We start from the raw sequence: 22,835 nt of genomic DNA, 5'->3' as shown, positions 1-22,835 counted from the left end.
AAGTGCGCTTCCTGGGGGCCCACAACTGCGAGACCGACGCCGCCGGCATGATGTGCCTGCTCGTTGACGGCCGGATTGTGCTTGACGCCGGCGCCCTGACCCGCAACCTGCCGCTGGAGGACCAGTTCGGCATCCGGGCGGTGCTCTTGACCCACGGCCACTACGACCACTTCCGGGACATCCCGATGCTGGGGATGAACCTCTTCCTCAACGGCCGGAGCGTGGACGTCTACGGATCTGATGACGCCCGGCGCGCCCTGGCGGAGCACGTCCTGAACGGCGGCATTTATTCCCGCTTTTTTGACCATCCGGAGGGCAGCCCGACGCTGCGGTATCATGTCGTCGAGCCCGGCACCTCTTTCCGGCTGGGCGATTACGCAGTCCTGCCGGTAGCTTTGCCGCACCCGGTGCCGGTGCTCGGCTACCAGCTGACCGACGCTTCCGGCCGCAGGTTCTTTTATTCCGGCGACACCGGAGCCGGCCTTTCCGCATGTTTCGGTGATATTGACCCTCACCTCATGGCCATCGACGTCACCGCGCCCTCGCGCTATACTGCCTTTTTTGCCGCCCGGAATCAGCACCTGACCCCGGAGACCCTGGCCGCGGAGCTTAAAGCCTTCAAAAAGCTGAAAGGTCATCTGCCTCCGGTGGTTTGCGTGCACATGAACCCCCACGGCGAAGCCGAAATAGCCGCTGAGATCGAGCGCCTCTCCGCTGAACTCGGTTCGCCCGTCTATCTCGCTCGCGAGGGGCTGACAATCTCGGTCTAGACGCGGGCGTTGACCGCTGACTTTGGCGCTGTTACACTCATCCCATGAATCTCGTCACCGCCGCCGAAATGCGCCGGCTCGAACAGGAGGCCGCCGCTCTGGGTGTCTCCGCAGCCGAACTGATGCAGCGCGCCGGCCGGGAAGTGGCCGATAAGCTCGCCGCGCTGTTGGAGCCTGCCGCCGGCAAGCGGGTCATCGTCCTGGTCGGGCCGGGCAACAACGGCGGCGACGGCCTGGTCGCCGCCCGCCATCTCAAAACCGCCGGCGCTCTGACCGATATATACCTCCTGTCCCCCCGCGGCTCGGACGATATCGTCCTGCGGGAGGCCGTGACCGCCGGCCTGTCGCCGCTTGAAGCCCGTTATGACGTTGGCTTCGAGCGTCTCAGAGCCGCTCTTGAGGAAGCCGATGTTGTCCTGGACGCCGTTTTCGGCACCGGGCTGGGCAGGAGCATCAGCGGCGCCCCGGCGGCCGCCCTGGCGCTGGTTGAAGAAGCCCGTAACCGCCGCCCGGAGATGACCGTCGTCGCCCTCGACCTGCCGTCCGGCCTCGATGCCGACACCGGAGCTATCGACCCGTCGGCTGTCCGGGCGGATTTCACCATCACCCTGGGATACGCCAAGCGCGGTTTCTTCCTGTTTCCCGGCGCCGGTTACACCGGCGAGATTCTGGTCGCCGATATCGGACTGCCCGAAGGATCCGGCGCCGGCCTCAACACTGAAGTCCTCGACGAGCATCTGATTCTTGATCTACTCCCCGACCGGCCGGCCGATGCCCACAAAGGCACCTTCGGTAAAGTGCTGGTGGCCGCCGGTTCGCCGGAGTATGCCGGCGCTGCCGTTCTGGCCTGCCAGGCGGCCGGCCGGGCTGGCGCCGGCCTGGTAACCCTGGCCGCCGGGAAAAGCCTGTACCCCGTCCTGGCTTCCAGGCTGACCGAAACCACTCACCTCATCCTGCCGGAGACAGCGGACGGCGGTCCGGCGCCAGGCGCCGCCGAACTGATCGCCGGCCGGTTGAAAGAATTCTCCGCCGCCGTCATCGGGCCGGGGCTGGGGCAGTCGCCGTCAGCCGCCGCTTTTACCCGTGCCCTGCTGGCGGCGCTGTCCCGGCCTGAAAACCGCGCCTCAGGCTTCGCCGCCGTCCTGGACGCCGATGCCCTGAACATCCTGTCGGCGGAATCGGATTGGTGGCTCAAAGTGGATTTCCCTGCCGTGCTCACCCCCCACCCGGGCGAAATGGCCCGCCTGGCCGGGCTGGCCGTCCCCCGGGTGCAAAGCGACCGGATCGAGCTGGCGCGCCGCTGCGCCGGTTTGTGGCGGCAGGTCGTCGTGCTCAAAGGGGCTCACACCGTCATCGCTTCGTCTGACGGGCGGGCGGCCCTGGCTCCCAATGCCAACCCCGCCCTGGCCACCGCCGGCACCGGCGATGTCCTGGCGGGCATCATCGGCGGGCTGCTGGCCCAGGGACTGGCGCCCTTCGATGCCGCCCGCGCCGGGGTATATATCCATGCCATGGCCGCCGAGTCGGTGCGCGCCGCGCTGGGAGACTGCGGCGCCGTCGCCTCGGACCTGCTGGGGCACATCCCCCGTTCGTTCAAGGCGCTCAAGGAGCATGACCATGCTGCTTGTCATTGACATCGGCAACACCACCATTTCGCTCGGGGCGTATGACGGCGACCGGCTGGCCGCCAGCCTGCGGGTGGCCACCGTGCTGCAGAAATTGCCGGATGAATACGCCTCGCTGCTGCTCCACCTGCTGCCGCTTAACGGCATCGACCCCAAATCGGTTGATAAGGTCGCCATCTGTTCGGTGGTCCCGCCGCTGACCGGCGCCTTCGAGGAACTCTGCCGGAAATATTTCCATGCTGAACCGCTGACCATCGGCGCCGGCACCCGGACCGGCGTCAAGATCCGCATGGACAACCCGCGGGAAGTCGGCGCCGACCGCATCGTTAACGCCGCCGCCGCTTTCCAGCTGTACAAAACCGCCTGCATTGTCGTCGATCTGGGCACCGGCACCACCTTCGACACCGTTTCGGCCAGCGGCGAGTTTATCGGCGGCGCCATCGCCCCGGGCATCGGCATCGCCGCCGAAGCCCTGACCGCCCGGACCTCGATGCTGCCGCGCATTGAGCTCCAGCGGCCGGAGCGGGCCATCGGCACCTCCACGGTAAAGGCCATGCAGTCAGGCATGGTCTTCGGCTACACCGGGCTGGTGGAAAGCATTGTGAGCCGCATCCAGGCCGAACTGCCGTCCAAGGCTCTGGTCATCGCCACCGGCGGTTACGCCGGCCTCCTCGCCGCCGAAACGGGCATCTTCGACGCCGTCGCCCCTGACCTCACTCTATACGGCCTGCGGCTGATCTATTACATGAACCGGGCTTGAGCCGTTGCAGGTTGGGCGCAGCCCGGTGCGGCCTTTCCGGAAAGGTGCTGACAATGACAATAAATACAAGGATTAGGATTTCGCTTTGATTCTCATTATTGACGACTACCTCTTCCTGGCCGGGGGCCTCATCGCCGTAGCCTGGGGCATGGCCCACTTTTTCCTGAGACGCCCGGCGGTCTCGCGTTTTTGGACTGTCGAAGGCCTGGCTCTGGCGATCGCCGGCGCTGCCGTCATCTTCACTGTCGCCCAATACGGTACGGAGAATACCGGGGTTCGGGTCGTCACCTGGCTGGCCGCGTCGGTGACGCTGGCCCTCGGCGTTTTCAACCTGATGAACGGCCTTAAGACAGGCGCGCTTCAAGCCAGGCTGGGCGGAGTCCTCGGCCTGGTGTCAGGAGCCTTGCTGGTTGCCGGCAGCATCATCAATTCCTGAAGCTGATTTGACAATTCCGAGATTTGTAGTATTTTAATATCGCTTTACTCCGGAATTGGAGGCAGGATGATCATCACTTTGGCCGCCGCTGTGCTGTCCATCGCCTGGGGCTTGCTCCGGGTCATGAAAAGGACGTCATCGGCTACCCAGCAGGGCATCGGCCTGACCGCCATTATCATCGGCATGATCGTCGCCCTGATCGCCAACCTGACCGATCTCAGCCCCTCAGCCGTCACCGCCGTCGCCCTGGTCGCCGCCGCCGGCATGCTGGTGCTGGCGGTATTCGCCGTCCGGGCGATGAAACGGCCTGAAGGCGGCGCCACCAATATTGACCTGGCGGTGATCATGGTCATAATCTTTAGTTTCATCGTTGGCGGCGTGTTCCACGGCTGACCGCCGCCCCAGCTTCTCCTGTCCGCAAGGAAGGATTCAGGAGATTCCGGGAGTCTGTAATCTGAAATATGTTTAAAGATCGCACCATCATCCTGGGCATCACCGGCTCCATCGCCGCCTACAAGGCCGCCGACCTCGCCTCCAGGCTGGTCCAGGCCGGCGCGGCGGTCGAAGTCGTCATGACCGAATCCGCCCAAAAGTTCATCGCGCCCCTCACCCTGCGGGCCCTCACCAACCGCCAGCCGGTGACTTCGATGTGGCAGGATGCCCGCGAGTTCTCCATCGAGCATGTCTCCCTGGCCGAGGCCGCCGACGCCATCCTTATCGCTCCGGCCACCGCCAACACCATCGCCAAACTGGCTGGCGGCCTGGCTGACGATATCCTGTCCTCGACCGTACTGGCCACCAGGGCCCCGGTCATCATTGCCCCGGCTATGAACTGCAATATGTACGACAATGCGGCGACCCGAGCCAACATCGCCTCCCTGAAGTCGAGAGGCTTCACCTTCGTCGAACCCCAATCCGGCCGCCTCGCCTGCGGCTCCGAGGGTAAAGGCAGATTGGCCCCGGCTGAGACCATCCTTGAGACTCTCGCCGCGGTTCTTAATCGGAAAAACGACCTTGCCGGCAAGACGATTGTCGTTACCGCCGGCGGCACCCGGGAGCCGATTGACCCCGTCCGCTATATCGGCAACCGCTCCTCCGGCAAGATGGGCTGCGCCCTGGCCGCCGCCGCTAGCGCCCGCGGCGCCTCGGTGAAACTCGTCTCGACGGTCGATATGCCCGATTCGTCCGGCATGACCGTTATCCGCGTCGAAACCGCCGCCCAGATGCTTGAAGCCGTCCGGGGCGCGGTCAAAGGCGCCGACGCCCTCATTATGGCCGCCGCGGTGGCCGATTTCCGGCCCCTGACGGCAGCCGGCGGCAAAATCAAGAAAAACGCGGCGCCGCTAGACCTTAAGCTGGAAGCGACGCCCGACATCCTCTCCGAAGTTAAAGGTGATTTCATCCGCGTCGGCTTCGCCGCCGAGACTGCCGATCTGATCGATAATGCCAAAAAGAAGCTCGGCGGGAAAAATCTCGACCTCATCGTCGCCAACGATGTGACTGCCCCCGGCTCCGGCTTCGGCGCCGACACCAACAAGGTGACCCTGCTTTTCAAGGACGGCCGCGCCGAGGACCTGCCCCTCATGCCTAAACGCGCCGTCGCCGAAAAAATCATGGATTACCTCGCCACCATGCTGAATTAGTGCTCTTTTCTCATTCCGGCGAAAGCCGGAATCCACCCCAAATTTCTGCCTCCCTCTACCTTGGCGGGAGAGGGACAGGAGGGTGAGGGGGTGGCGGGGAAGCACCGGCCGCAGGGCGGCGCGGGCGGCGCCCTCGAACTCATCGGGAGGTGAATCATGACCAAAACCATCGAAATCACTCTCCAATCCGTCTACATCAAGAACAACTACCTCTACATCCCGGCCCGGCTGAGGTCATTCTTCCCTCCCGGCCAACCGTTCACCTCGACTCCGATAATCATAGAATCCGCCGGCAGCTTCACCGCGGAACTCCAGTTCAACAGCAAGGGATATATCTGAATCAACAAGCTCCGCAAGTTCTTTGCGGCTCACCCTGAACTTCAACCCCGCGGCCTGGTCACCATTACGGAAATTGAGCGCGGAAAAATTTACCGGCTGGAGCCTGCCTGAAATTCAGTTTGAAGGAAATGAAAAGGGGCGTCTTTCGGCGCCCCTCCTGAATCTACCGTCTCTGCCGTGAACCAGGCCAGGGCGGGAAGCCTTCAAACACCGGTTGGATGCTAACCAGCGGTCACCGCTTTCTTCCTGAACCTGAGGGACAGGCCGTAAAAATAGAAACCGCCGACCATCGAAACGATGTGAAAAATCACCGCCGGTATCTGCGAGGTGAAGGTCGCTCCATCCTTCGCGGCGACCGCCGCGACGATGCTGACCGCTCAGGCGACACCGATGCCGAGCAGCGCCAGTCCCAGGCCTTTCAGAAAACCGCTCATCTCATTTCTCCTTTACTGGGTCACTGCCTGTGAGAACATCCACAGAGCCAGCAGGGCGAAGGTGCCGTGGATGGCGTACCCGACCATCGAGGTCTTGCTCCAGGGCTTCTCTTTTTTGCGGAACACGCCGCTCATCACCATGATGATTCAAACCAGTTGGAAGATGAAAGCCGCTCCGGCGCCAATCCACCATCCCATAGATTATTCCTCCTACGATCATTCTCTTGCCCCATCACTATAATCCGCCGCTTCGGAGGCGGCATCAGTCAAAAGACTGGATTCCGCCTCGACTTTCGGCCAGTATTTCAATAACTTGCTGTCAAATATCTGTCCTCTTGGCAGGAAAATGGACCAAACCTCCTGAAGTATTGGTTCCGGCAGGGTCTGACTCTCAGAAGAGGACGACCAAACTACAGATCAAGAGCAAAGGTGGTGTCTTTTTATAGAGGTTTTATTCTATCAATACGACCGCTTGAGAACCAAAAACGAAGAGAGCGTTTTTATCGCTCTCTTCGTTCAAAATGGTACAGATTAGACTTTACTTCCGGTAACCGCCATCGTATGCCGCTGTGGTTGAATCGGTACCCCAAATTGGAAGTGACAGATTCCACCATTCATCGACATCATGCAGCCCGTACCCGAACGGCTCGTGCATGGTATAGAAGAAACTGTTGAATACAGATGTGTTCGCAACCGTAACCTTAATATAGTCGTGAATAGCCGCATTGTTTGTGTTAAAGGTGCAGACTGGGCGGCAAATATTACAGGTATAGATAGTGCGATACATTTGGCAGCTATGGGAATCAGTCCAAAACAGTTTTTTCCCGGCCTGATTGTTCATGTTGGGAACCTTATAGTTCTGAGGCACCTCCCAAGAAGGTTCGGCATCTGTTGAGATGGATCCTGACGGGCAGGCATCAGAACAGCGCTTACACGTGTGGCAGAAGCGGAAAATGCCGGCATCGATTGGATTGTCATCAGCCATTGGGAAATCAGTAAGGAAACTGTAGTATCCATGATTTGCGCCAAACTCCGGACTGATAGCCGCTTCACTGTGACGGCCAATTTCGGAGATACCGCCTAGAACTGCACTAGCCTGGGCGGGTACCAAACCGCCCGACATGTCGGGATACGGATAGCCGTAGCCGGTGTAACCCAAACCGCGTAGAAAAGCCTGGATACCGGGTTGCACGGAGCAAGTCCACATACGGTAGCGACTGATGTTAGAGGCCTGTGCCACACCAGAGGGAGCGTCAGGCATTGCCGTGCGCCATGCGTCTTTCGACATAGGGATCATAACACCGACCTCATGTAAATTAACCGCGTCTGGCAATACTTTTCGCTCAGGGGTTTCATAGCCAACCGCGACATTCTCAAAATCAATTTTCGGTCCAGCAGCGAGCGGTGGAGGCCAGTTGTTCATGAACGTTGCATCATTGGCGGTTGCGCCTGTTTTGGCATCGCCTGCCTTGATGTATGTGAAAACAAGCTTTTTTTCCAATTCGGCTGCACCAATAGCCCCGGCGCCCATAAACACGGCAACAGCTCGGAGCATCCGACTAGCTTCTTCAGGCGTACCAGTCCATTTAGGTAACCCCATCTGTTCGGGTGTCTGGATTCCTTTCGGTGAACCAGTCAGTGTAGCGTGAGTATAAATACTGGCTGTGTAGAACTGAGTAGCAGCGTTCTGCAGAGATTTATCTCGAATAGTGTTGCCTTTTTTCCCAAGGTTCTGAGTAGCGAATTCTTTGGCTTTGGAGAGAACCCCAGACCACTCGGTACTTCCAGCATATTTGTTGTTAACATATTGTGCCTGTGTTGTTAGTCGTTGATCAAAGCGTTGCATTGTGTCGAAATCTACTTCAGCGGTTGGGTGATGGGCTTCGCGATATTTTACCCACCACGGTCGCTTCCATGTCGCCTGCTCTGAAGAAGCAAGCTCATCAAGGTCATGAAACGCAGGGGCAACTAAAGAGGCACCACCAATACCGGCACCGAGCAATCCGAGACCTTTCATAAAGTCGCGCCTAGACATTGTACTGTGGAATGTTGTCATTTGCCCTCCTTTTATCCAAACATGGGATTACTTTAAACAATAATTATTAATTCTGTAAATACGTATATATGCTGATTTTTATTTTTTAATCTCGGATCACATTCAATGATTAACAATCATTAATCATCTAATAACTAATCGCCGAATCCCTGCTTTGGTCATTTTATTGATCATCCACCATGGTTATTCATTGTCCCACGTCCAGTGAAATTCTACGCGGAGAGGCAACCAGACAAAACAAACAGGGAGCCCACGTCCGTATTACGAGAGGTATCAAAATCACGAAAAAAGGGAGGTTGCCGTTTGGCAACCTCCCTTTTTTGCCGTGTGTAAACCTTTGATTACTTGTTATAGCCACCGTGCTGGGCGCCGACAATGCTGTTAAGGTTGTATGCTGGAAGAGATGCATCCCACCACTCTTCCTTTGCCTCGCCTTCGACAACTCCGTAGCCGAAGGCTTCGTGCATCGTGGCGAAGAAGCCATTGAAGATACTGACATTAGCGACGGTACCCCTGATGATGTCGTGAACCATAGCGCCCTTAGGGCTATTGAATACGCAAGAACCGAAACACCTCAAGCAAGGATCAACCGCTTTGCGATAGCCAGCGCAGGTGATCATATCGGTCCAATAGGTCTTCCGGCCCGTTTTATTGTAGTCAGTCTCGCCGGGGGTCGGTTTGTCCCATCCCAGGCCCGGCAGAGCGGGGTCTTTCGGGGTGATGGATGAGGGGTAAGGTTCATAGGAAGGCTCCCGGTCGCCTTTATGCTCAATTGAGTTCGAGGGGCAGGCGTTGGCGCATTGGCCGCAGCTGTGGCAGAAGTTCCACATGCCGGCGTCAATGGGTTTGCTGGGCGCCAGCGGCAGATCGGTGATCAGGTGGAAGAAGCCGCACCAGGCGCCGAACTCCGGGCTGAGGGCCATGATGGTATGGCGCCCGTTCTCGGCCAGACCCTGAAGCACCGCGTCAGCGCCGGTGGGGATGGCGCGGTAGTTGGTGTCGCTGTAGCCGTTGTAGCCAAGACCGCGCAGGAATTCCAGAGTGCAGTAGGTTACATGCTCGTCCCGGCGGTAGCGGCTGGAATTTGCTGAAGACATTAGCATTGAAGGAGCGGTCCTGGCCATCTCCTGGGGCATCGGCATAGCCCAGGTGACTATATACAGCGGTACCTTGCTGGGAAGGACGTACTTACCAGTCTTTTCATCGCAATACCCAACCGGCACATCTTCGAATACCTGGGGTTTGATAACGGTGTCCGGCGGGGGAAATTTCGGCGGGTAGAAAGCGGTCGAGATATTGTCGCCGTGGGTGCCGACCAGCTTCAGGTGATCGTCGTGGAGCTCGCCGAAAGACACATCAGAGGCGCCGTAGGCAATCATCGCTGACCGAAGCATTGCTGCCGCTTCTTCAGGAGAGCCTGTCCAATTCGGCACACCGAGTTGGGCTGGGGTCGAGGCTCGCTGGTATCCCACGTAGGCTTTGTGTGATGCAGGACCGCCTGTAACGCGCCAGGAACCGAAGCCGAAACCCAGAGGCCCTTCCCAGATACCCGCTGCTGAACCGAAGGCGTAATCTTTGAGGCGGAATCCCGGCTCATTATTTTTCAGTCTTTCAACAGTACTGGGCATGGTCATCGCGTTATATTCATTGAGCCCGTAATACCTGGCTACGATTGCCGCTGACTGAGTGCTGTGAAAGCCGTGGTGGCGAGCCATCATCTGCCAGTCAATATCGACGGTTGGATGATCAACATCCTTAACCCACCAACTGCGTTTTCTGGTGTTGTTTGGCGAGGCGGTAAGTTCGTCAATGTCATGAAACGCCGGAGCTACGGCGGCGGCGCCGCCGACAAGACCTAAACCCTTCATGAAATCCCTGCGGCTGATGGTGGAATGGAATTTTTTCACTTCTTCTCCTAATATTTTGACTTTGAACCTTAGGCATCTGCTTACGCTATGTCTATACGCGCCACCTCCTGGTATCCCGGCTCTTTTTGGATCACCAATATATTGGTTTTCTTAATTAGATAATGTACAATCTTTTTATCTTGTTGTGAATACGCATTTACGCTGATTTATTTTTATTAATGCTTATTTATACGTATAGATTAATATTTATTAATCATTTTTACGGGACTCATTAGGGCAGGCCAGCGCAATAAAAAAATAAAGGGAGAGCCCTTATTGGGCTCTCCCTTTATTATCTCGGCTGTGAATGAACTAAGCAGGCCGTTCTCGGTTATAGCCACCATGTTTGGAGTAGAAACCAGTGCTGTAGCCATAAGCTGGCAGCACCATATCCCACCAATCTTCCTTGGCTTCGTCCTCCTTAAGACCGTAACCAAAGGTTTCACCGGCAGTGGCAAACACGCCATTAAACATAGAAGTTACCGAAACCGTCTGCCTCACTAAATCATGGATCATTGCACCGTACTGGTTATTGAAGACGCAGACACCGAAGCATAACTGGCAGCGGTTAGGCAGCCCACGGGCAAATAACTGGCAGCTAATCATATCGGTCCAATATGTCTTGCGGCCAGCCTTGAAGAACTCTGGCTCTGTATCAAAACCCAGTCCTGGAATTTGACCGAATTTCGGAGTTATCGCGGAGGGTCTAGTCTCCCAGGAAGGCTCACTCTCACCTTTCTTCTCGATTGCTTCAGGCGGGCAGTGCTTGGCGCAGATACCGCAGCTCTGGCAGAAGCGCCAAATACCAGCATCGATCGCCGGAGTATGGGCAATTGGCAAGTCGGTCAACACTTCGTACAGACCGACGGTGTTGCCATGCTCAGGACTGATACCCATGATAGTGTGGCGTGAGTTTTCTACTAAGCCGGTCAACGTGGCACCGGCGATGCTCGGAATGCCTCTATACGGCTCGTCATACATCATCTGATATCCAAGCATCCGGACAAAGCCCTGAGTAGAGATACGCATGTTCTCGCGCAGGCGGTACCTGGTGATATTGGCAGCGGCGAAAAGCGCCGAAGACGGCGTCGTTCGGAACAACTCATGCGATTGAGGAATCGTGTAGCTGATACTGAAGATCGGGATGTTAGAAGGAATCTTTGTTAAACCGGTAGCGTTATCAAACGAAAAGGTCGACTGATTAGCGAATTCGATGGGCTGTGTCACTGTCGTCGGCGGCGGCCATTTTGGAGCTGAACCAAAAGGCCAGTATGATTCGGCGATGTTATCGCCGTACAAACCGACTAGTTTCTTGTGATCGGCATCGAGTTCCGAAGCGCCGATATGTGAAGCTCCGAAGAATACCATCGCCGCTCGCATCATCCGGAAGTTCTCCTCCGGTGTTCCCTGCCACTTGGGCACTCCAAATTGATCCGGTGTTTTAACGCCAACAAGGCGCGTGTCAGCGAATTTATCAGTCCGCGCGGCTGTGAAACCCAAGCCCCTCGCGACAGTACCAAGAGCGTTATCCCTCAACGTTAAACCAGGGGTGTTGTTCTTGATACCGTCAGTAACCCCCTTATCTCCGGCAGCGAGAATCGCCTGATACTCCGCTGGACCGCCGGCATAACGGGCAAGGATGACGCCGGACTGTGTGCTATGGAAACCGTGATGCCGTTTCATCAGGTTCCAATCTATATCTACAGTCGGATGTTCAGTGTTTCGAATCCACCAGGCTCGCTTGATCTGAGCAGATTCTGAAGCCATCAATTCGTCGAGATCGTGGAATACTGGCGCTACCAGGCTGGCGCCGCCTATTCCGGCCCCAAAAAGACCCAGACTTTTCATGTACTCTCTGCGGCTCATTGTGCTGTGAAAAACCGACATATCTCTCCTCCTGACACGATTATGGTAGATAAAATCCTACAATTCTGGTCTCTCCCAGATGTCAAATCGTTATCTTCACCTCCTTATTGAATACTTGCTTTTAACGATATCTTAAAACTGGGAGAAAACCATGTGAATACGTGTTTATACTGATTTATTTTCGTTAATGTAACTATCAAATTAAATGATAAATAAACGCTAATCTAACTAATAATATTAAAGAATCGAAGTGGCAATGGATCTCATTCCCTCATTCAACTACGCCAGTTGTCCACAGTTGTTTTGTTATAGCCGACCCTCCCCCGTCTACGTCAGGAATTTAGCCAGGTCTCAATAAAAATCGGAATATCCGCCCCCGCTGCCTGCTGTTTGCTGCCTGCCGAAAGCTGTCGTAAAAAATCGCGCCAAAAACGACAAAAGTCGCTTGACACTCACGAGGAACCGGTATGCTATAATACCCGCCTTGAATAGCACAAGTGTGCCGATTATTCGGCGTATGGACAGGATAAGGGCTGGAGGGTTGACGCGACACATGATTCATCAGGCGCATAAGGCGGTTTCGTTTGAACCGCTTGGCCGGTGTTGCCGCCCCGGTAACGGCTGGTTATATCTCCGGCGCCGAATGAATACTGCCTTTGTTCCCAAATCCGACGACTTTCGTTTCACACGTTCAGCCCATCGCGGAATTTTGGAATCGTTTCCCCTGAATGTACTTTTTTCGCTGATGAACAAATACCAATCACCGGTGCCGGATGCCCGGCGCCTGGGCTCGGAACCATGCCGTACGGCGGACTGTGATATACTTAAACATTATGGTTTTACGGTGACTTATGAAGTCTAAAGATTTTCTCTCCATTACCGACCTGGCGCCCCATGAGATCCGGCTGCTTCTGTCCGATGCCGCCTCCATGAAAGCCCAGGGCTGGCAGACGACGCTTTCCGGCAAAACGCTGGCCCTCGTCTTCGAGAAACCATCGCTGCGCACCCGCCTCAGTTTCGAGCTGGCTATGAAGCAGCTCGGCGGAGAGGCCATCTACCTCTCGCCTGCCGAGGTCGGCCTGGGCAAGCGGGAGAGCATCGCCGACGTCGCCCGGGTGCTGTCGCGCTATGTGGATGCCATCGCCGTGCGCACTTTCGCCCAATCCACCGTCGAGGAACTGGCCCGCTGGGCCGGCGTGCCGGTGGTGAACGCCCTGTCGGACGCCGAGCACCCCTGCCAGGCGCTGGCTGACCTGCTCACTATCTTCGAGCACAAAGGCGAATTCCCCGGTCTGAAACTGGCTTTCATCGGCGACGGCAACAACGTGGCGGTGAGCCTGGCGCTGGCCGCCGCCTCGGTAGGCCTGTCGTTCACCATGGCTTCGCCGAAAGGTTATGAACTGCCGCCTGAAGCGGTGCACAGGGCTCTTGAGCTGGCGGCCCGGAGCGAGAGCGTTTTCAGCTTTACCGATGATCCCGGGGAGGCGGCGTTCGGCGCCGACATCATCTACACCGATACCTGGACCTCGATGGGGCAGGAGGCGGACGCCGAGGCGCGCCGCAAGGCTTTCGAAGGTTATCAGGTTAACGAAAGGCTGGTCTCTTTGGCCAAGCCGGATGCCATCGTCATGCACTGCCTGCCAGCCCATCACGGCGAAGAGGTCGCCGCAGGGCTGCTGGACAGCCCGCAATCAGTCGTCTTCGACCAGGCGGAGAACCGCCTCCACGTTCAGAAGGCGCTCCTCGCCGATATGCTGGGCGGCTTATGCTTCCCGTGGCCGGGTTGACGCATGAAATTCGGATTGACAGTACAGCGCAGCAAAGACGTTACGGCAAAGGGCGCGTTTTTCCTTGCCCCTCTCGGGAGAGGCGCTAAAATAGAGGAGTATCCGGACACCTGATGAATTCACTCCCTTCTGTCGCTATCGTCGGCCGTCAGAATGTCGGCAAGTCTACCCTGCTCAACCGGCTGACCGGCAAGCGGACAGCTATCACCGAGGACCTGCCAGGCACCACGCGGGATCGGCTGCACGTCCCCATGAATCATGCCGGCCGCGATTTCATCCTGGTGGACACCGGCGGCATGGAAAACTTACCGCAGGAAGCCATCGCCCGCTCGGTCAACGACCAGGTGCGCGCCGCCATGAAAGAAGCGGCGGTAATTGTCTTCCTGGTCGACGCTCAGTCCGGGCTGGCGCCGCTCGACCACGAAATCGCCGATGAGATCAGGCGAGCCGGCAAGCCGGTGGTAGTCGCTGTCAACAAAGCGGACAATCCCAGGCTGGCCCTCCACGGCGCGGAGTTCCACGCCCTGGGCTTCGGTGAACCAATGCCTATTTCAGCCTACCACGGCCGGGGAGTTGAAGACCTGCTGGACCGGATCTTCGAACTCCTGCCCGAACCTGAGGCGGCGGTAGTGGAGAAACCCGGTCTGCGCATCGCTATCGCCGGTCGAGCCAACGTCGGCAAGTCGTCGCTGCTGAACGCCCTGACCGGGGAGGAGAGGACTATCGTTTCTCCCATTCCTGGGACAACCAGGGACTCAATAGACACTGCTATTGACACGCCGCAGGGTTCTGTGGTACTTATAGACACCGCTGGAATCAGGCGGCGCGGCCGGGTAGAACCTGGCGTCGAAGAGTACAGTGTCATCCGCTCTTTGAACGCCATTGACCGCGCCGATATCGTCCTTGTGGTGTTGGACGCCATTGAACCGGCTACTTCTCAAGACACCCATATCGCCGGTTACGCCAGGGATCAAGGCCGGGGTCTCATACTCGTCGTCAACAAGATTGACCTGTTAGAAAACAAAGATATGACCGAATTCGACCGGAATATGGCGGCGCGGTTTAAGTTTATTCCCTATGCCCAGCGCCTTTACCTTTCCGCCCGCACCGGCGACGGCATTGACCGCGTCATCCCCGCCGCCTTCGACATCCAGGCCCAGCGCAGCCACCGCATCCCTACGCCTGAACTCAACAGCCTGGTCCGCCAGGCGTTGGCGAAGCATTCCCCTCCCAGTGCCGGCGGCAAGCTTCTGAAAGTATTGTACGCCACCCAGGTGGGTGTTTGTCCGCCTGAGATCGTCTTCTTTGTCAACGATCCTAAACTGGTTCATTTCTCTTTTCAGCGTTTCCTGGAGAACCGGCTGAGGGAAGTCTTCGGTTTCTCGGGCACACCGATCAAGTTCACGTTCAAATCCAGAGGTGAATAATCAATGCTGGTGACTGAACTCGTCCTCGTGACCATGGCTGCCTATCTCATCGGCAGCATCCCGTTCGGCTACCTCATCGCCCGTCGCAAGGCCAAGATCGACATCACCTCTTTCGGCAGCGGCCGCATCGGCGCCACCAACGTCCTGCGGACCCTTGGCCGTAAAATGGCAGCCCTCGTCGCTTTGCTCGATGTGCTTAAAGGCGTCGCCGCGGTCCTCCTGGCCGGAGCCGTAATCGGGCACGATTACGTCCTGGTAGGCGATTATCACCTGGGCATCCTGGCCGCTCAGGTAGCCGCCGCCCTGGCGGCGGTTGCCGGTCATATCTTTCCGGTCTTCAACCACTTCAAAGGCGGCCGCGGCGTGGCCACCTTCTTCGGGGGTTTCATAGCCCTCTATCCACTGGCGGCCGTTTTCGGCGGGGAGGTTTTCATAATCAGCGTCGGATTGACCGGGTTTGCCTCCCTGGGCAGTATAGCCGGCGTTGCCGGCGCCTATGCCATGATGATCCCCTTGTCGCTTCACTCCGGCATCCCTATGGAGTATCTGGTCTACTCGCTTATCGGCTCAACAGTCGTCATCTTCATGCACCGTGACAATATCCAGAGACTGATCGCCGGTAAAGAGCGCCGCATCAACGAAAAAGCCCACTAGATGCGCTGTAACTCGACCCCTCCGGGATGGTTAAACTATGACTAGAATCGCCGTTGTCGGCGCAACCACCTGGGGCATTACTCTCGCCGCAGTACTGGCGCGCAAGGACGTCGATCTCAGGATACTGGCCCGCACTGAGGACGAAGCCGCTATGACCCGCGCCAGCGTCTTCCGCACTCCCAGGCTGCCGGAGGGCTTTGTCCTGCCTAAAGGCATTTCGGTCACCGCCGATGGCGCAGAGGCTCTCCAGAACACTGACGCTATCATCGTAGCTGTTCCGTCTCAGTCGATGCGCCGCAACATGAAGTTGATTGCCCCGCACATCGGCAAACGCACCCTGATCATCAGCGCCGCCAAAGGTCTCGAGGTCGAGACGGGCAAACGTATGTCTGAGATCATCGCTGAGGAAACCAGGAAAGATATCCATGACAATATCACCGTGCTGTCGGGTCCGAACCTGGCCTGGGAGATACTGGCTGGCCGGCCGGCAGTGACAGTGATCGCCGCTGAAAAGGAATCGCGAGCCCGGCGCGGCGCCAAGCTCATGACCGTCCCGGATTTCTGCGCCTTCACCAATACCGACATGATCGGGGTAGAGTTGGGAGGAGCCCTAAAAAATATCATTGCCCTGGGGGCAGGAATTGTTGACGGTCTCGGTTACGGCGATAATACGAAGGCAGCTTTCATGACCAGAGGTTTGACTGAAATCACCGCCCTGGGTACTGCCCTCGGCGCCAATCCGCTGACCCTGGCCGGGCTGGCGGGGCAGGGCGACCTGATCGCCACCTGTTCCAGCAAGCTGTCTAGGAATCATCAGGTCGGCGCCCGCCTGACCCGGGGCGAATCCCTGGAGCATATCCAGGCAACCATGAACGGCATCGCCGAAGGGGTGACGACGACCCTCGTCGCCTGGAAACTGGCGCAGCAAATGGGCATCGAGATGCCGATCACCGAAAGGCTGTACCGGGTGCTTTACCACGGCGACGACGTTCGAGCCACGGCTAAAGAGCTGATGGCGGCAGCCGCCACCCACGAACTCGCCGGCCGGAAATGGGGTTTGTTCAGCCTGTTCCGGCGCCGGAAAAAGCCGGAAATCGCCTTCTGACCAGGTTCTTCCGGCTAACTGAATTCTTACTTCTCAGCTTCATCAACCGTTGCAGCAGGCGTACCCAGGGTAACGCCGAGTTCTTCCAGTAGCTGCTTTTGGCGCCGGGTCAGCTTCTCCGGAGTGACTACTCTAATTTCCACCCACTCATCGCCCTGGGCCGACGGGCGGTTCAGCAGCGGCATGCCTTTCCCTTTCAGGCGGATGACCTTGCCAGTTTGAGTCCCGGACGGCACTTTGAGTTTGGCCGGACCGAAGAGTGTCGGAACATCAAGTTCAGTACCCAGCGCCGCCTGGGTAAAATTAAGCGGCAGTTCGTAAATGATATTGTCGCCATCCCTGCGGAACAGCTTATGCGGCATCACCGCGACGGTAACGTACAGGTCACCGGCGCCGCCGCCCCGGTCACCGAGATTGCCCGCCCCGGAGATGCGGATCTGGTTGCCGTTATCGATGCCCGGCGGTATCTTGACGCTGATAGTGCGTGAATTGCGTTCTCGACCGATCCCCTTGCACTTGGGACATGGGTCGCTGATGACTTGACCTTCGCCTCGGCAGCGGGTGCAGGTGACAACGTTGGTGAACCTTCCGAAAACACTGCGCTGCACCTGGTAAACTTTCCCCTGGCCGCCGCATTCGGGACATTTGGTCGGCGAAGATCCTTCTTTGGCGCCTGTGCCCTTGCACACTTCACAAGCTTCTATACGCTGGATGTTGATCTCTTTCTCTATCCCAGTAGAAGCCTCCTCCAGCGTAACAGCCACCCTGTAATTAAGATCGGTGCCACGCCGGGGCGACTGGCGCCCCTGCCCGCCCATGCCGCCGAAAAAGGTTTCAAAGATTTCCCCCAGGCCTCCGAAACCGGCAAAGTCCTCAAAGCCCCCAGCCCCTCCGCCAAACGGCCCGCCGGCGGCTCCGGCATGGCCGAAGCGGTCGTATGCGGCGCGCTTGTTGCCGTCGCAAAGCACTGAATAAGCCTCATTAATCTCTTTAAACTTAGCCTCCGCATCGGCCTCTTTGTTGCGATCCGGATGGTACTGAAAGGCAAGCTTGCGGAAAGCCTTCTTGATATCTTCGTCGGAAGCGCCGCGGGCCACTCCCAGCACTTCATAATAGTCACGCTTTACAGCCATAAACGGTGCCCCTCAAACTGGCAGATTAACGAACTATTGTATCGCGTTTCAGCGAAAAATGCCATCGGCAAACGCAGCCGGAACCTAATGCCAGTCCTTGGACGGCGGCGCCTTCTCCAGAGCGGAAAATGACCTGACCTCTGCCACCACCACATTGTGAGCGCCATCCCGCCGCGACACCCTGCCTCTGACCACCAGGAAAGGGGATTTAAATCTCTGCTCCGCTCGCTCATAAACTCCGGGGAAAACCATGAGCGGCACGTGGCCGAACTCGTCCTCCAGAGTGATGAAGACCACCTTCCGGTGCGGGCGCTGACGCCGGATGACCATGCCGGCGACGGTAACCTCTGACCCATCGACAAGTTGAGCGATATCGCGGCTGGTAGCCACCTGGTTAGTGAACCGTGGCCGCAGACAGGCCATGATATGCCCCGAAGGGAAGAGTCCCATGGTGCCGTATTCCTCCTGCATCTGCTCCCAGGCGGTCATAGCCGATAGTTCAGTCATATCCTGGGCCGCTGGCAGCGGCAAGAAAAGCTGCGAGTTTACCGGCCGGTATTTCAGACCGACTTCCCATTTTACCTTACGCCTGTTCGACTCAAGACCGTCAAAGGCCCCCGCGGCCGCCAGGGCCAGCGCCGCTTCCTCAAGCACGGCGCTGCGCGCCAGGAAATCCCCGACATCCGCATAATATCCGCCCCTGGCCCGTTCATCGAGGATGGCCCTGGCAAATGACTCCCCCACCCCGCCAACATGAAGCAAACCCAGCCGGAGGGCGCCGTTTTCAACGACGCTGAGCGCCTCGCTGCGGTTGATGTCCGGGTTGAGCACCGCCACACCGTGCCGCCGGGCATCTTCCTTCAAGGTCTCGAGGTTATAGAAGCCCATGGGCTGCTGGTTGAAGATAGCGGCAAAGAACTCCAGCGGGTAATAGAGTTTCAGCCAGGCCGCCTGAAAGGCGGTCACTCCGAAGGCAAAGGCATGCGACTCCGGAAACATATACTGGCCGTTGAATTTTTGCCACACTTTTTCGGCGGAAGCCTCATCAACACCGCGCCTGGCGGCACCTGAGATGAACTTTTCATGATAGCGGTCCAGCATCGCTTCATTGTGGCGGCGGCCGAAGGCGCGTCTGAGCTGGTCGGCCGCCGCCGGGGAAAAGCCGGCGACATCCACGGCTAACTGATTCACCTGATCCTGAAACAGGACAACTCCCAGGGTGCGTTCCAGCGCCCGCCTCTCCAGCTCGTGGTCAAAAACAACCGGCTTCTTTTTGCTCCTCCGAGCCAGATATTCCTGGACCCCTCCATTGACGCCGACGCCGGGGCGTACCGCTCCCACTTCATGAGCCATATCCGTCAGATTGCGTGGCCTGAGCCGGATGATGGTCTGCATCTGAGCGGCAGACTCCACCTGGAAAATGCCGACGGTATCGCCGGCGCACAGCATGTTGTAGACGGCCTGATCGTCGAAGTCGATGCGCGACATGTCGATGCGCTGCCCGGTTCGCGCCCTGATGATCTCCACCGCCTCCTGCATCTGGGACAGCGCCCCCAGGGCCAGAAAGTCGATCTTGACGAAGCCGGCGTCGTCGATAGAGTCCTTGTCCCACTGGCACACATAGCGGCCGTCAATAGCGCCGCGCTGTACCGGCACGATATCGGTCAGCGGCCCTGAGGAGATAATCATCCCTCCCGGGTGCTGCCCCATGTATTTAGGGAAACCGTCAAGTTCGGCCGCCAGCGAGATCAGGTCTCGCCATACCGGCTGGTTAATCAAATGGCGGAAGCCGGGATGCTTCTCCATCTGCGATTCAAGCTTCCGGGCGCTGCCCCAATCGACGAATTTTGAAAGCCGATCGACCTCCTCAAGCGGTAAACCTAGAGCTTTCCCCAGGTCCCGCACCGCTCCTTTGATCTGGTATGTGGCAATGGTGCCGGCCAGGGCGGCGTTGCGCCAGCCCCACCTCCGGTGGACGCGCAGTATGAGTTCCTCACGGATGCGGCGCGGAAAATCCAGATCAATATCCGGCACGCAGCCCAGCGCATCCTCAGGTAAAAAGCGTTCCAGCGACAACCGGTATTTAAGGGGGTCAATATGAGACAGCCCAATCAGGTAGCCGATCAGCAGGGCCACCGAGGAGCCGCGGCCGCGTCCCGGCGGATTGTCTTCAATAAACTGCGACGGATCTGACAGCCCCTGGTCAATCATGACCTGCCGGCCCAGTTCGATGACATCGCGATAGAGCAGCAGGAAGCCGGCCAGCCCGTGCTTTTTAATCAGCCGGAACTCATCGTCGAGCCGCGCCCTGACCTCGGAGGTAACGGCGCCGTAACGCCTGATCGCCGCTTCGAGACATAACTGCTCGAGGTAATCATCGGGGCTCAGGCCGCCTGGGGCACAGTAGTCAGGAAAGGTATAGCCCAGATCGCTGGTCAAATCAAAACGGCAGCGTTCAGCGATCTTGACCGTGTTGGTCACCGCCTCCGGGCAGTCACTGAAAAGACCTTCGATCTGGGCTGCCGGCCGCAGATAGAATTCCGAATTCGGCCGCCGTTCCCGATGACTGTCCTCCAGGCTCTTGCAGGCGCTGACCGCCGCCAGGCAGTCCTGCAGGCGGTGGCGCTCTTGCATATGGTAGTGGACATTTCCAGTGGCGACCACCTGGGCTCCAGCCTCCCGGGCGATGGCCAGGAGCGCCCTGTTGCGGGCGGTGTCGCCAAAGGCCAGGTTGTGCTGCAGTTCGATGAAGTAATTATCAGCGCCGAACCAGTCGAGGTACAGACGCACCAGCGTCCTCGCCTCGTTGATGCGCCCCGCCGCGGCGAGCTGGGACAGTTCGCTTTTGGGGCAGCCCGACAGGCAGATAAGCCCCGCGGCATGAGCGCCGATGACCTCCGGCGGCAGTTCCGGTTCGGCACGATCCGGCGCCTCGCGGGCGGCGGTAATAAGACGGCACAGGTTGCGGTAGCCGTCCCGGTCTTTAGCCAGGAGCGTCAGGTGGTAGCCGCCCCTCAGGGTCAGTTCGGCGCCGATAATTCCCGGGAGTTCCAGTGATTTAGACAGGTGGGCAAAGCGCATGGCGCCGCAGAAGTTGTCGTGATCCGTCACCGCGAGGGCAGAGTAACCAAGCTCCTTCGATCGGGCAAGCAACTCCTCCAGCGATGATGCGCCGTCTTGGAAAGAATAGTAACTGTGGCAATGAAGTTCAGCGTAAGGCATAGGACTCAAAGATTTTTAGGAAACGAATCTTCCCCTGCCAACTTCAACCCAACGGGGGATTCGTTTTACAGAACGAAGGGTTTCCATTAGCAATCATGTGAAAAGCCGACCCTAGTAGCTCTGGTGATACCATTTACCGTCTATCAGGTCCTTGAAAACCGTCACCCGGCGCCCGCTGCCGAGGATGACGTCATAGTACATCCGGGACAGCGCCCGCGCCCGCCACCATTCGTCGTCCACCCGCCAGCAGTCTTCGATGGCGGCGACCGGAAGGCGGCGGCCGAGGGCTACCATCAATGGGCGGCCGGCAGCATCCTCACGGACGGCGACCGGTTCCGGCAGGTTTACCGGCCTAATGGTGTCAGCACATAGCGTCTTTCCGGTATCCGGGACCACGGTTCGACCTCCTTCATCTTGTAAAGCTGCGGCGCGCCCATTTTGAGCTCCAGCTGGCGGATATCATCCAGCAGCTTCTCATCCGACCTGGTGTCGGTGAAAATGTTGTCCTGCTGTCCCGCCGGCCGGCCGATACGAACAAGTTTAATGCCCAGTTCCTCAACCGGGCCGGGCTGCGGGCAGCATTCCATGACCTGCCTGACCCGCACCATCGCAGAGCGGCAGTTCATGGCCGGCTCCTTGAAATGAACAAGCTTCTGCCAATGCTCATCGAGGCTGGTGCGGCTCCATAATTCAACGCTTCTCATGCCGAGGCCCCGGTGATTAAAGCGGGCGAAGGCGCGATAGAGCAGCGATTCTACGGCCATGAGAATAACGTCAAGCGATGCCGAAGGGGAAGGCAGGCTGGTGCTTTCTTCAATTATTTCCTCCGATTGGCGCGGACAGAGCGGCGTGCTGTCGCATCCGGCTGCCAGTTCACCGAGGCGCCGGCCCTCCGGTCCGAATTGGGCCTCCAGCTTAAACAGCGGAATCTCAGCCACTTTGCCCATAGTATGAAGCCCAAAATCGTGCAGCCGGGCCTTGATCTTAGGCGACACCGGCAGCAAATCACAGGGAAGGTCCTTCAGCCAATCCATCTCGTTGCCGACGGCGCGGCAGCCGCCGCTCGGGCCGGCCGCAGCCGCCAGGCAGGCCGGGAATTTCCCCCCGGCAATGCCGATGCCAGCCTCAAACCCGGGAGGCACCGCCTGCCTGACCGCAGCGGCAAGGGCGTCGTCATCTGGGTAAAGCAACCCGAGGCCGTCGCAGCCAAGGTAAGCCTCTCCCAGCACAGCTCCCTCAACCAGCGGGCTGACCTTCTCCAAAGCGTCCAGCACCCCGTTCCAGACCCGCCAATAATGCGGCATATCAGCGTGCAGGATCTCCAATCCGCCGTGCCGCGAAAGTGCCTGCGGCAGGGGCATATCCCGTTCCAGTCCTTCCAGTCCAGGGGTGAAATCGAGCAGGCGGCGCCGCGAGCCGAGCGAATAGGCCACCGCCACCGCGCGTCCGGCAAGGTCGTGACGGCGCAGCGCTTCGCAGCGAAACGGAAAATGGGGCAGCAGAACACACAGCAGCTTCATTCAGCCACCACCAGGGTATATTCTCCTGAACAAGGGACACATCCTGCTTAACCCGCGCCGACCGCGGCAGGAGGAGATCCCGGTTCCTGGGGCAAGAAAGGAAAACATACACGCCTCGCAGCATACTAGTTCAAGTGTTCTATCATTGTAA

18 protein-coding genes are annotated in these 22,835 nt (G+C 58.3%); 11 read left to right on the top strand and 7 right to left on the bottom strand.

Annotated features, from left to right (window positions below):
• Positions 1–2 precede the first annotated feature (2 nt).
• The 7 genes from DEALK_RS04090 (at position 3) to DEALK_RS04060 (ending at position 5,573) form a co-directional block, all read left to right on the top strand.
• The gene (locus DEALK_RS04090; RefSeq protein WP_240608233.1) at positions 3–770 is read left to right on the top strand and encodes an MBL fold metallo-hydrolase; all 768 of its coding nucleotides are present in this window, start codon (positions 3–5) and stop codon (positions 768–770) included.
• Positions 771–814: 44 nt separating this feature from the next.
• Positions 815–2,404 (top strand): bifunctional ADP-dependent NAD(P)H-hydrate dehydratase/NAD(P)H-hydrate epimerase, encoded by a 1,590-nt coding sequence (locus DEALK_RS04085; RefSeq protein ID WP_058438977.1) that lies wholly within the window; start codon positions 815–817, stop codon positions 2,402–2,404.
• A complete protein-coding gene (locus DEALK_RS04080) occupies positions 2,388–3,155 on the top strand; it encodes a type III pantothenate kinase (RefSeq protein WP_058438970.1) in 768 nt (255 codons plus the stop codon). The genes DEALK_RS04085 and DEALK_RS04080 overlap by 17 nt, the downstream gene beginning before the upstream one ends.
• Before the next feature lie 85 nt (positions 3,156–3,240).
• Positions 3,241–3,591: a hypothetical protein gene (locus DEALK_RS04075; RefSeq protein ID WP_058438968.1), complete on the top strand. Its 351-nt coding sequence runs from the start codon at positions 3,241–3,243 to the stop codon at positions 3,589–3,591.
• Positions 3,592–3,657: 66 nt separating this feature from the next.
• A complete protein-coding gene (locus DEALK_RS04070) occupies positions 3,658–3,984 on the top strand; it encodes a hypothetical protein (RefSeq protein ID WP_058438966.1) in 327 nt (108 codons plus the stop codon).
• A gap of 68 nt (positions 3,985–4,052) precedes the next feature.
• Positions 4,053–5,234: a bifunctional phosphopantothenoylcysteine decarboxylase/phosphopantothenate--cysteine ligase CoaBC gene (gene coaBC, locus DEALK_RS04065; protein WP_058438964.1), complete on the top strand. Its 1,182-nt coding sequence runs from the start codon at positions 4,053–4,055 to the stop codon at positions 5,232–5,234.
• A 156-nt stretch (positions 5,235–5,390) separates the two neighbouring features.
• Complete coding sequence (locus DEALK_RS04060) at positions 5,391–5,573, top strand: hypothetical protein (protein WP_058438962.1); 183 nt, start codon at positions 5,391–5,393, stop codon at positions 5,571–5,573.
• Positions 5,574–6,545: 972 nt separating this feature from the next.
• Here DEALK_RS04060 and DEALK_RS04050 read toward each other — a convergent pair.
• The 3 genes from DEALK_RS04050 to DEALK_RS04040 all read right to left on the bottom strand — a co-directional run bounded on the left by DEALK_RS04050 (position 6,546) and on the right by DEALK_RS04040 (position 11,857).
• Positions 6,546–8,063: a reductive dehalogenase gene (locus DEALK_RS04050; RefSeq protein WP_058438958.1), complete on the bottom strand. Its 1,518-nt coding sequence runs from the start codon at positions 8,061–8,063 to the stop codon at positions 6,546–6,548.
• Positions 8,064–8,404: 341 nt separating this feature from the next.
• Positions 8,405–9,970, bottom strand: a complete 1,566-nt coding sequence (locus tag DEALK_RS04045; RefSeq protein WP_058438956.1) for a reductive dehalogenase — start codon at positions 9,968–9,970, stop codon at positions 8,405–8,407.
• A gap of 312 nt (positions 9,971–10,282) precedes the next feature.
• On the bottom strand, positions 10,283–11,857 hold the full coding sequence (locus DEALK_RS04040; RefSeq protein ID WP_058438954.1) for a reductive dehalogenase: 1,575 nt from the start codon (positions 11,855–11,857) through the stop codon (positions 10,283–10,285).
• 830 nt (positions 11,858–12,687) lie between these two features.
• On the opposite strand from DEALK_RS04040, the gene argF reads away from it, so the two are divergent.
• The 4 genes from argF to DEALK_RS04015 all read left to right on the top strand — a co-directional run bounded on the left by argF (position 12,688) and on the right by DEALK_RS04015 (position 16,809).
• Positions 12,688–13,623 (top strand): ornithine carbamoyltransferase, encoded by a 936-nt coding sequence (gene argF / locus DEALK_RS04030; protein ID WP_058438950.1) that lies wholly within the window; start codon positions 12,688–12,690, stop codon positions 13,621–13,623.
• Between the two features lie 113 nt (positions 13,624–13,736).
• Positions 13,737–15,050: a ribosome biogenesis GTPase Der gene (der, locus tag DEALK_RS04025; protein ID WP_338032935.1), complete on the top strand. Its 1,314-nt coding sequence runs from the start codon at positions 13,737–13,739 to the stop codon at positions 15,048–15,050.
• Positions 15,051–15,053: 3 nt separating this feature from the next.
• Positions 15,054–15,704: a glycerol-3-phosphate 1-O-acyltransferase PlsY gene (gene plsY, locus DEALK_RS04020; protein WP_058438945.1), complete on the top strand. Its 651-nt coding sequence runs from the start codon at positions 15,054–15,056 to the stop codon at positions 15,702–15,704.
• Between the two features lie 37 nt (positions 15,705–15,741).
• Positions 15,742–16,809 carry an NAD(P)H-dependent glycerol-3-phosphate dehydrogenase gene (locus tag DEALK_RS04015; protein ID WP_058438943.1) on the top strand — a complete coding sequence of 356 codons (1,068 nt, stop codon included), beginning with the start codon at positions 15,742–15,744 and terminating at the stop codon, positions 16,807–16,809.
• Between the two features lie 26 nt (positions 16,810–16,835).
• Here DEALK_RS04015 and dnaJ read toward each other — a convergent pair whose 3' ends face one another.
• From dnaJ to DEALK_RS03995, 4 genes are all read right to left on the bottom strand, one after another.
• Positions 16,836–17,942, bottom strand: coding sequence for a molecular chaperone DnaJ (gene dnaJ / locus DEALK_RS04010; protein WP_058438941.1), 1,107 nt, complete (start codon positions 17,940–17,942; stop codon positions 16,836–16,838).
• Positions 17,943–18,026: 84 nt separating this feature from the next.
• Positions 18,027–21,164, bottom strand: a complete 3,138-nt coding sequence (locus DEALK_RS04005) for a DNA polymerase III subunit alpha (protein ID WP_058438939.1) — start codon at positions 21,162–21,164, stop codon at positions 18,027–18,029.
• Positions 21,165–21,275: 111 nt separating this feature from the next.
• Positions 21,276–21,560 (bottom strand): hypothetical protein, encoded by a 285-nt coding sequence (locus DEALK_RS04000; RefSeq protein ID WP_058438937.1) that lies wholly within the window; start codon positions 21,558–21,560, stop codon positions 21,276–21,278.
• A complete protein-coding gene (locus DEALK_RS03995; protein WP_058438935.1) occupies positions 21,509–22,684 on the bottom strand; it encodes a DNA polymerase Y family protein in 1,176 nt (391 codons plus the stop codon). Before DEALK_RS03995 ends, DEALK_RS04000 begins: the two co-directional genes overlap by 52 nt.
• Positions 22,685–22,835: the final 151 nt, after the last annotated feature.

It is taken from the genome of Dehalogenimonas alkenigignens (assembly GCF_001466665.1).
In the GTDB taxonomy this organism is placed as follows: Bacteria; Chloroflexota; Dehalococcoidia; order Dehalococcoidales; family Dehalococcoidaceae; genus Dehalogenimonas; species Dehalogenimonas alkenigignens.
Note: the sequence above shows the minus strand (reverse complement) of the source record. Positions and strands in the feature narration are given on the sequence as shown.

Coding starts and splice junctions, on each gene's coding strand:
- plsY (WP_058438945.1), top strand. CDS start 15,054: ATGCTGGTGACTGAACTCGTCCTCGTGACCATGGCTGCCTATCTCATC.
- DEALK_RS04005 (WP_058438939.1), bottom strand. CDS start 21,164: ATGCCTTACGCTGAACTTCATTGCCACAGTTACTATTCTTTCCAAGAC.
- DEALK_RS04015 (WP_058438943.1), top strand. CDS start 15,742: ATGACTAGAATCGCCGTTGTCGGCGCAACCACCTGGGGCATTACTCTC.
- DEALK_RS04070 (WP_058438966.1), top strand. CDS start 3,658: ATGATCATCACTTTGGCCGCCGCTGTGCTGTCCATCGCCTGGGGCTTG.
- argF (WP_058438950.1), top strand. CDS start 12,688: ATGAAGTCTAAAGATTTTCTCTCCATTACCGACCTGGCGCCCCATGAG.
- der (WP_338032935.1), top strand. CDS start 13,737: ATGAATTCACTCCCTTCTGTCGCTATCGTCGGCCGTCAGAATGTCGGC.
- DEALK_RS04040 (WP_058438954.1), bottom strand. CDS start 11,857: ATGTCGGTTTTTCACAGCACAATGAGCCGCAGAGAGTACATGAAAAGT.
- DEALK_RS04085 (WP_058438977.1), top strand. CDS start 815: ATGAATCTCGTCACCGCCGCCGAAATGCGCCGGCTCGAACAGGAGGCC.
- dnaJ (WP_058438941.1), bottom strand. CDS start 17,942: ATGGCTGTAAAGCGTGACTATTATGAAGTGCTGGGAGTGGCCCGCGGC.
- coaBC (WP_058438964.1), top strand. CDS start 4,053: ATGTTTAAAGATCGCACCATCATCCTGGGCATCACCGGCTCCATCGCC.
- DEALK_RS03995 (WP_058438935.1), bottom strand. CDS start 22,684: ATGAAGCTGCTGTGTGTTCTGCTGCCCCATTTTCCGTTTCGCTGCGAA.
- DEALK_RS04060 (WP_058438962.1), top strand. CDS start 5,391: ATGACCAAAACCATCGAAATCACTCTCCAATCCGTCTACATCAAGAAC.
- DEALK_RS04080 (WP_058438970.1), top strand. CDS start 2,388: ATGCTGCTTGTCATTGACATCGGCAACACCACCATTTCGCTCGGGGCG.
- DEALK_RS04050 (WP_058438958.1), bottom strand. CDS start 8,063: ATGACAACATTCCACAGTACAATGTCTAGGCGCGACTTTATGAAAGGT.